The sequence below is a fragment of the Kitasatospora sp. NPDC048286 genome, assembly GCF_043201735.1.
In the GTDB taxonomy this organism is placed as follows: domain Bacteria; phylum Actinomycetota; class Actinomycetes; order Streptomycetales; family Streptomycetaceae; genus Kitasatospora.
Genome location: NZ_JBICZE010000001.1, coordinates 920,546 through 929,018, shown reverse-complemented (window position 1 = coordinate 929,018; position 8,473 = coordinate 920,546). Strand labels below are relative to the sequence as shown.

Genomic DNA, 8,473 nt, shown 5'->3' with positions numbered 1-8,473 from the left:
TCTCAACGCCCCACCGCCAGGGTTGGCAGTCTGAAAATCATCCAGCCCCCGGAGCGCCCCCCCCCGGAGCCGCCCCCGGCCCCCCACCCTCCCGAAAGCCCCCCTCCCGAAAGCCCCCCTCCCCAGCCGACCCCCGCAGAGCCCGCTCCAGATCCCGAAGCGCCTGCCCCACCAACCGAGTCCCCGCCCTCACCACATCCCGCTGCACCCCCGCCGGAGCCACCGCCAACCCCTCCTCCAGCCACACCTGCGCATCCCGCACCGCCCGGAACTCCACCGGCTGCCCCGTCAGCATCGCCGCCGCCGCGAGCGCCGTCGCCAGCCGCAGCTCCTCCGCGTACGCCGCCGTCCCCGGGACGGGCTCCGCGTCCGCCGCCGGCAGGTGGGCCTCCAGCAGCACCGCCGCCCGCCCGAGGGCCCCCACCGCCGCCCGGGCCCGGTCGATCTGGCGCCGGCTCACCCCCTCCAGTCCGGACTCGTGCCGCCCCGGCTCGGCGTCGGCCCGCTGCATCGCCTGGTACAGCTCCGAGCGCGCCTCCCGCGAGTCCAGCAGCGCGCTCCGCACCACCCGCCCGCGCGGCGCCGCCGGCTTCTCGTAGCAGGCGATCACCGCCCCCGCGTACCGTCCGGCCGCCGCCAGCCACTCGGCGAGCCGTTCGCCCAGCCGGGCGGTCTGCCAGGTCGGGAACAGCGCGTACGTGACGAGCGCGATCGATCCGCCGAGCAGTGTGAGCCCGACCCGTTCGACCGCCGTCACGAGCGGGTTGCCCTCCTGCAGCCCGAGCAGGAACACCACGTACGTGGAGATGCCGACGGTGGTGAGCGCGTACCCGGTCCGGAACGCCAGGTACGACCCGCCGATGCAGACCACCGCCAGCGCGGCCAGCACCCACTCCCCGGGGTGGGTGAGCTGCACCACCAGCGTCGAGACCGCGACCCCGACCACCGTCCCGGCCAGCCGGGCGACGCCCCGGCTGTAGGTCTGCGCGAAGTCCGGCCGCATCACCATCGCGGCGGTCATCGGCGCCCAGTACCCGTGGTGGAACCCGACGAGCCGGGCCAGCAGGTAGGCGACGGTGACGACCCCGGCGAGCCGGACGGCGTGCTGGAAGATCGCCGAACGCGGCTGCAGCTGCCGCCGTACGGCCCGCGCCGCGACCGGCAGCATCCGGGCGATGGTCGGCTTGTGCAGCGCTCCCCCGGCCCCGACCACGGGGGTGGTGATGGTGTCCTCGTCGTTGCGGTCCAGGGTGTCCGCGGCCTTGCGCAGCAGCCCGCCGAGCCGCCGGGCGGAGCGCCGGGGCGCCCCCTGGAGCCGCGGTCCCTCGTCCGAGCCGACCAGGGTGAGCGAGGGCGCGGAGCGGGGCAGCCGGACCGGGTCGCCGGTGCGGATCGCCCGGGCGAGGGCGTCCATGACCTCGGCGGCGGCCGCCAGCACCTCCCGGGCCCGGTCCCGCCCCGGCCCCTCCTCGGGGGCGCCCACCTTGGGGTCGGCGAGGGCGGCGAGGGTGGGCCGGATGCGCTCGGCGATGCCGCGCAGGCCGCGCAGCTCGGGCGGCCGGTGGCGGTCCTGCCAGGGGGTGAGGGCGGCCGCGTGGCGGGCCGTCATGAACGGCTCCGGGTCCACGTGCGCGGTCGGGTCCTGCCGCAACCTCCTCGCGTAGTCGGCGAGTTCGGCGTAGGTGTCGGCGAGGGCCTCGCGCTGGGCGGTCCAGCTGCCGATCGGCCAGACGGTGATGACGGTGGCCTGGACGACCCCGCCGAGGGCGGCGACCAGCCCGTGGCCGAGCGCGGTGCCCACGCTGACCGGGAGCTGCACGACGATCAGCATCACCGAGACGGTGTTGGTGGCGACCACCCCGGCGGTGGGCCCGATCGCCCAGGCCAGCCCGGCGCCGAAGGCCCACACCGCGAGCAGCACCGGGAACAGCCCGGGGACGCCGGCGGCCAGGTAGCCGAGGAAGGTGCTGACGCCGAGTCCGGCCCCGGCCGCGACGGCGAGGCTGGCCCGGGGCCGGAAGCTGCGCTGGAAGGTGGCCGAGCCGGCGATGAACGCGCCCATCGCGGCCGAGGTGGCGAGCGCGACCCCGCCGAGCGCGAGGGTCGGGAAGAGCACCAGTGCCACCGCGACCGCCCCGCGCAGCGCCCGCTTGGGGTCGGTCAGCGTCCGGTCCAGGGTGAGCCCGGTCCGCGCGGTGTCACGAAGTGCGGCGAACCAGGACATAGCGACATCCTAGGCGGGAGACCTCCGCCGGATCCGGCTCAGCCGCGCCGCCGCCCACAGCAGCGCCCCGGTCGGCAGGAACACCGCGTCCGCCGCGATCATCGCGAGCGAGAAGACCGGCAGCCCGAGCACCACCGCGATCCCCACGTGCTCCAGCATCATGACGGCCAGCAGGACGTTCTTGACCCGCCGGTTAACCAGCGTGAACGGGAACGCCACCTGGAGGATCACGGTGCCGTAGGAGATCAGGAAGACCGGCAGCAGCGCCGAGCCGACCAGCGCGGACAGCCCCGGCCAGGGGGTGAAGTAGTCCAGGTGCAGCGGGTAGTACAGCGCGGTGCCGTCCTGCCAGCGCGAGCCCTGCACCTTGTACCAGCCGGCCGTGGCATAGATCAGCACCACCTCGACGGCGATCACCAGCATCGCGCAGTTGTGCACCATGTTCGCCAGCGCGTCGAGCACCGCCCGCGGTTCGCCGTCCGGCCGCAGCCGGCCGAGCGTCCACCACAGCCCGGCCACCGCCCAGAGCCCCCAGAACAGCGGCGACCAGCCGAGGTACGGGAAGGCCCGGTCGGTCCAGGTCAGGCTGTCGCCCGCGAAGCCGCCGAACTGACAGGCCGCCAGGGCGGCCCCGAGCACCGCCCAGAGCACCACCCCGGTCCGCCCGGGCCCGGGCCCGCGGGCGTCCAGCGACCAGACCTCGGCGCAGCGGGTGAAGACCAGGTAGACCGCCATCAGGTGGACGACGTTGTCGCCGCCGTCGCCGAGGAAGACGTCCCGGTTCTGCAGGGACAGCACGGTGACCAGGAACAGCACCGTGCTCGCCCTGGTCCGCCAGCCCAGCAGCACGGCCAGCGCCGCCAGCACCGCCAGGTGGTAGACCAGCTCGAACCAGAGCCGCCCGCCGAACCAGGGCAGCACGGTGAACGCCCCGTTGTCGGTCAGCAGCCGCTCGGCCAGCTCCATCGACCAGGGGGAGCGGTCGCCGTACAGCACCCGGCGGTGGGGCCACTCGCGCAGCAGGTGGGCCAGCCAGACCAGCCCGAAGCCGATCCGCACCACCGCGGCCTGGTGCCGGCCGAACGGCCGCCCGGTGAAGGCCGCCATCGCCCGCCCCAGCGGCGCCCGCGGCCCGCGTGCCTCCGGCACCGCCCCGGCCTGCCGCGGAACACCGGCGGCCGGCCCCGCCCCGCCGGACGCCACGGCCCCGTCCGCCCGGTCGGCCCGCACCGTCGCCTCGTTCATCCGAGCAGCCCCCGGTAGTCCTCGTCCGACACCGACCACCACGGCAGCTCCCGCACCCGGGGCGCCGGCGGCGCGGGCTCGCCGCTCCAGGACGGCGGCGGGACGGTGGCCGCGGTCGACCGGAACTGGATCTCCACGACCCGCCCGCCGTCCGTCTCCCGGCCGATCCGCTGCAGGGCGATCCGCTTGAGGTACTGCTCGGCGAGCCGGCCGCGCGGGGAGGCCGGGGTCTCGTCCTGCGGGTTGTGGGTGCCGTCGTAGAAGTCCCAGGCCCGGCGCAGCAGGTTCTGCTCGACGTGGCTGGGCGCCGGGTTGCCCCGTATCGCGGCGACGTCCTGCGCGGTCAGCCCGATCCAGTCCCCGGTACGGCCGGCCCCGTCGGGCCCGGCGGTGCGGACCCGGGCGTCCACGCCCACGTTCTGCTGGAGGGGGTTGGGCGCGAACAGCTTCCAGTTCTGCTCGAACTCCGGGTACACCACGCCGTCGACCTCGTCCCGGTACTGCCGGGACACCGAGTTGGCGGGCGCGACGTGCAGGAACACCGCGGCGAGGAACAGCCCGGTGCCGCCGGCCAGCACCGCCCCGGCGAAGCCGAGGACCAGCTGCGCGGGCCCGGACCAGGCCCGCCCGGCAGCCGGCCGGTCCGTCGTCTCGGTCATGGCCTCCCCGCCCGGTCGGCGGGCGCCGCCGGCCCGGTGCCGGCGCGCTCGCGCGCCCATCCTGCCGCACGGCGCGGGCGGCGGGGGCCGGGCCGCCGGGGAGCCGTCAGAGGACGAAGGCCTCCTGGCCGGTGCTGCTCACCATGGGACGGCCCGCGCCCTGCCAGGCGTACATCCCGCCGTCCACGTTCACCGCGTCCCGGCCCTGCTGCACCAGGTACTGGACGACCTGCGCGGAGCGGCCGCCGACCCGGCAGAGCACGTACAGCTTCTCGTCCGGCAGCTCGCCGAGGCGGGCGATCACCTCGCCGATCGGGATGTGCAGCGCGCCGTCCACGTGGCCGGCGTCCCACTCGTCCTGCTCGCGCACGTCCAGCAGGGCGGCGTCGGCGGGCACGGCGGCGGCGTCGGAGGAGGGGATCTGCGGGAACATCGTGTGGCTCTCCTGGGGTTCGGTGGGATGCGTGCCATTGTCGCCCACCGGCGCCGCACCGTGGCCGCCGGAAGCCGGGCCGCCGAGCAGCCGTTCCAGCTCGGCCTGCCGTTCGGCGGCCTTGGCCAGCAGCTCCTCGGCGAGCTGCTCCAGCAGCCGGTCCGGGTCCTGCGGGGCGAGGGCGAGCAGTTCGCCCATCGGGGTCTGCTCCAGCCGGACCTGCTCGGCGGCGGTCTCGGCGATCTTGGCGGTCAGCCAGTCCAGCCGGCGGCGCAGCCAGTCCCCGCGGTCGGGGGCGTCGACGGCGGGCGCGGCCTCCGGCGCGGTGGACCACTCCGCGGCCAGGGCGCCCAGCGCGGTCGCGTCCCCGTACGCGTAGGCCTCGTTGACCCGGGCCAGGAAGGCGGCCCGGCGCTGCTGCTCGTCCGGGTCGGTGGTCAGGTCGGGGTGGGCGCGGCGGACCAGCTCGCGGTAGATCCGCTGGGCCTCCTTGCCGGGCCGCACCCGCTCGGGCGCGGCGGGCGGCGGCGGGGCCGCCTCGCCCTCCTGGCCCGACTGCTCCCGCACCGAGTCGAACAGCGCGTCCAGGTCGGGCAGCTCCTCGACCTGCCGACGCGCCTCGGCGGCCCGGCGCAGGTCCTCCGGCCGGCCGGTGCGGGCCGCCACGGCCTCGGCGACCAGCGCGTCCAGCTCGTCCAGCCGGGCATAGAGCGGGCCGAGCAGCTGGTGGTGGATCAGCGCGAAGTTGTCGATCTCGACCCGCAGCGTCTGCACGTCCACGTCCATGCTGAGCCAGGCCAGCTCGGCGGCGGCGACCCGCTCCTCGAGTGCCTGCTGCTCCGGGTCCGTCCAGCGGGCGGGGCTCTGCGCGCTCACTTCTCGCCTCTGTCTCGTCCGGGCGGCTGCCGTCCTGCGGACCACTCGTACGGGCGGTCCGGCCTGCCACCCTACCGCCGTGTTCGCGGGCCTCGTCCGGATGAACCGGGGGTGCGGACCGGCGCGCGGCACGCGACACGCAACCGATCCTGAGGAATCTCCCCGTTTCGGTGTCGAGCCCGGCCCGGTCCGTGCTTCGCTGGTATCCGCACAGCGTGCCTTCCTCCGGAGATACGGCCGCCCCCGGGCGCGGCGGCCAGGCGGGAGCAGAGCGAATCCATGGTGGCCGAGTCCAACTCCACACCGCGGCCGGCGGGCGACGGAACCGCGCCGGGCGACCACCCGACGGGTGTGGCCGCCCTGGTCAGGCTGGCCCCCGTCCTGGTCGACCGGTCCGGCCGGATCACACAGTGGGGGAGGGCCGCCGAGGAGCTGTTCGGCCATCGTGCCGACGTCACCCACGACCGCCCGGCCTCCGGCCTGCTGCCCGCCCTGGAGTCCCGGGTGCGCGAACGCTGCTCCGTACGCCGCCACTGCGACACCTTCGACACCCTCGCCGAACGGACCGCCGACGGCCGCCCCTGGACCGGCCGGCTGACCGTCACCGACCGCGAGGACCACCAGCGCGACGTGCTCTGGTGGGCCTACCCGCTGCCCGGCCCGGCCGGCGGACTGCTGGCGCTGGCCGCCGACGCCCGCCCGCTGCGCTCCACCGGGCCGCGGCTCGCACTCGGCGAGCGGCTGCTCCCCTTCACCGCCGCACCCGGCGCCCGGGGCGGCTTCCACACCCTGACCGCGGCGCTCACCCCGGCGGGCCGGCCGGTGCCCGAGCCCTTGGCCCGGCTGCTGCCCGCCGCCCACCGCACGGCACTGCTGACCGCGCTGGAGCGGGGCGGGCTGCCCGCCCTGCGGCTGGACCCGGCCACCGTGCTGCCGGTGCTGCCCGCCGACGCGCAGACCGGTACGGCGCACGCGGCCGCCGGTCTCGGTCGCCGCTACCCGACGCCGCAGCAGCGCGCCGCCCGGGTCGGACCGCCGCCGCAGCCCGAGCAGGGCGCCCCCGGCCGCCGGCCGACCGGCCCGCTGCCCGTCCAGCGCGAGGCCGCCGAACGCCCCGCCGCCCAGTCCGCCGTCCGGCCGGTGCCCGCCGTCGCCGGCGCGGCGGGCGGCGGCCCGACCGTCCCTCCCCCCGCCACCGGCCGGGAGGTGCCACCGCCCACCGCAGGAGCCGTCGCCATCGAGCACACCGTTGTCGAGCCGTCCGCCACCGACGGCCACCCGCCCGCCACCGTCCCGGTCCCCGCCCCCGCCGCCGGCGAGGGCCCGCCCGGCGGCCGGCTCGGCCCCTTCCTCACCAACGGGCAGGCCGGCGAGCAGCTGGCCCTGCTGAACGAGGTCGGCGGCAAGGTCGGCACCACCCTGGACCTCGGCTTCACCGCCCACGAGCTGTGCCAGGTGCTGGTCCCCCGGGTCGCCGACTTCGCCTGCGTGGACCTGGTGGACGGGCTGATCTCGGACTCCGAACTGCCGGCCGCCCGCCCGGACGACGACACCATGCTGCGCCGGGTCGCCCTGGTCTACAACGAGACCGGCGGCGCCTGGGACCACGTGCTCTCCGAGGGCTCGCTGGTCAGCATGCCCCGCCGCACCCCGCCCGGGATGGCCCTGCAGCTGAACCAGCCGGTGCTGGTCCCGGTGGTCAGCCCGGACGTCGCGGTCGACTACGCGATCGCCCTCGGCGGCGCCCGGCTGGCGCCGGTGGTGACCGGCCGGTCGATGCTGGTCGTCCCGCTCTCCGCCCGCGGCACCGTGCTGGGCATCCTCAAGCTGCTCCGGCTGCCGGACCGCGCTCCCTTCGACGAGAGCGACGCCGCGACCCTCAAGGAACTGGCCGTCCGCGCCGCGCTGTCACTGGACAACGCCCGGCTGCACCGCGCCGAGGCCCGGGTCGCCACCACCCTGCAGCGCTCGATGATCCCGACCCGCCCGCCGCAGATCCCCGGCGTGCAGGTCGCCCACCGCTACCTGCCCGGCGACCCCAAGGCCGAGGTCGGCGGCGACTGGTTCGACGCGATCCAGCTGCCCGGCAGCCGGGTCGCCCTGGTGGTCGGCGACGTGATGGGCCACGGCCTGCACTCGGCGGCCGCGATGGGCCGCTTCCGCACCGCCATGCAGACCCTCGCCGCCCTGGACCTCCCACCCGGCCAGCTGCTGCGCCACCTGGACAACCTGGCCCACAAGCTCGGCGACGACCACCTCGCGACCTGCCTGTACGCGGTCTACGACCCCATCAACCGGACCTGCGAACTGGCCAGCGCGGGCCACGTCCCACCCGTCCTGGTGCACCCGGACGGCACCGGCGAGCTACTGGAGATCCCGGCCGGCGCGCCGATCGGCGTCGGCGGGGTGCCGTTCGTCGCCAAGACCATCGACGTCTCGGACGGCTCGATGCTGGTGCTCTGCACCGACGGCCTGGTCGAGGTCCGGGGCGGGGACATAGGAGCCGGCCTGGCCGCGCTCTGCGGCAACCTGATCGACCCGCAGCAGAGCCCCGAGCAGGCCTGCGACGAGGTGCTGCGACGGCTGCACTCGGACGACCGCAAGGACGACGTCGCCCTGCTGGTGGCCCGCTTCGACGGGGTCGCCCCGTCCGAGGTGGCCACCTGGGACCTCACCGTGGACCACCGCGAGGTCGGCCGGGCCCGCTCGCTGGTCCGCGAACAGCTGGCCGGCTGGCACCTGGAGGCACTCAGCGACACCACCGAACTGCTGGTCAGCGAGCTGGTGACGAACGCCGTACGGGTCGCCCGGGACACCGTGAAGCTCCAGCTGATCCGGGTGGACAAGCTGCTGGTCGAGGTCAGCGACGACAACCACAACCTGCCCTCGCTGGAACCGGCCGAGCAGCTCGGCGAGACCGGCCGCGGCCTCACCCTGGTCACCAAGCTCGCCGAACGCTGGGGCACCGCCCGCAAGGCGGTGGGCAAGGTCGTCTGGTTCGAACTCCCGCTCCCGCACGCCTAGGGGCAGCGGGCC

The 8,473-nt window shown here is 76.0% G+C and carries 5 protein-coding genes; 1 reads left to right on the top strand and 4 read right to left on the bottom strand.

The annotated features are described in order from the left end of the window. Window positions 1-37: 37 nt before the first annotated feature. The 4 genes from ACGF13_RS04275 to ACGF13_RS04260 all read right to left on the bottom strand — a co-directional run bounded on the left by ACGF13_RS04275 (window position 38) and on the right by ACGF13_RS04260 (window position 5,437). The gene (locus ACGF13_RS04275) at window positions 38-2,224 is read right to left on the bottom strand and encodes an FUSC family protein (protein WP_392868726.1); all 2,187 of its coding nucleotides are present in this window, start codon (window positions 2,222-2,224) and stop codon (window positions 38-40) included. Window positions 2,225-2,233: 9 nt separating this feature from the next. Continuing rightward, a complete protein-coding gene (locus ACGF13_RS04270; RefSeq protein ID WP_392868724.1) occupies window positions 2,234-3,469 on the bottom strand; it encodes an HTTM domain-containing protein in 1,236 nt (411 codons plus the stop codon). Then, complete coding sequence (locus ACGF13_RS04265) at window positions 3,466-4,128, bottom strand: DUF5819 family protein (RefSeq protein ID WP_392868722.1); 663 nt, start codon at window positions 4,126-4,128, stop codon at window positions 3,466-3,468. The genes ACGF13_RS04270 and ACGF13_RS04265 overlap by 4 nt, the downstream gene beginning before the upstream one ends. Before the next feature lie 106 nt (window positions 4,129-4,234). Continuing rightward, the gene (locus ACGF13_RS04260; RefSeq protein ID WP_392868721.1) at window positions 4,235-5,437 is read right to left on the bottom strand and encodes a rhodanese-like domain-containing protein; all 1,203 of its coding nucleotides are present in this window, start codon (window positions 5,435-5,437) and stop codon (window positions 4,235-4,237) included. A 279-nt stretch (window positions 5,438-5,716) separates the two neighbouring features. Here ACGF13_RS04260 and ACGF13_RS04255 point away from each other — a divergent pair, with 279 nt between their 5' ends. Further along, window positions 5,717-8,461 carry a SpoIIE family protein phosphatase gene (locus ACGF13_RS04255; protein WP_392868719.1) on the top strand — a complete coding sequence of 915 codons (2,745 nt, stop codon included), beginning with the start codon at window positions 5,717-5,719 and terminating at the stop codon, window positions 8,459-8,461. Window positions 8,462-8,473: the final 12 nt, after the last annotated feature.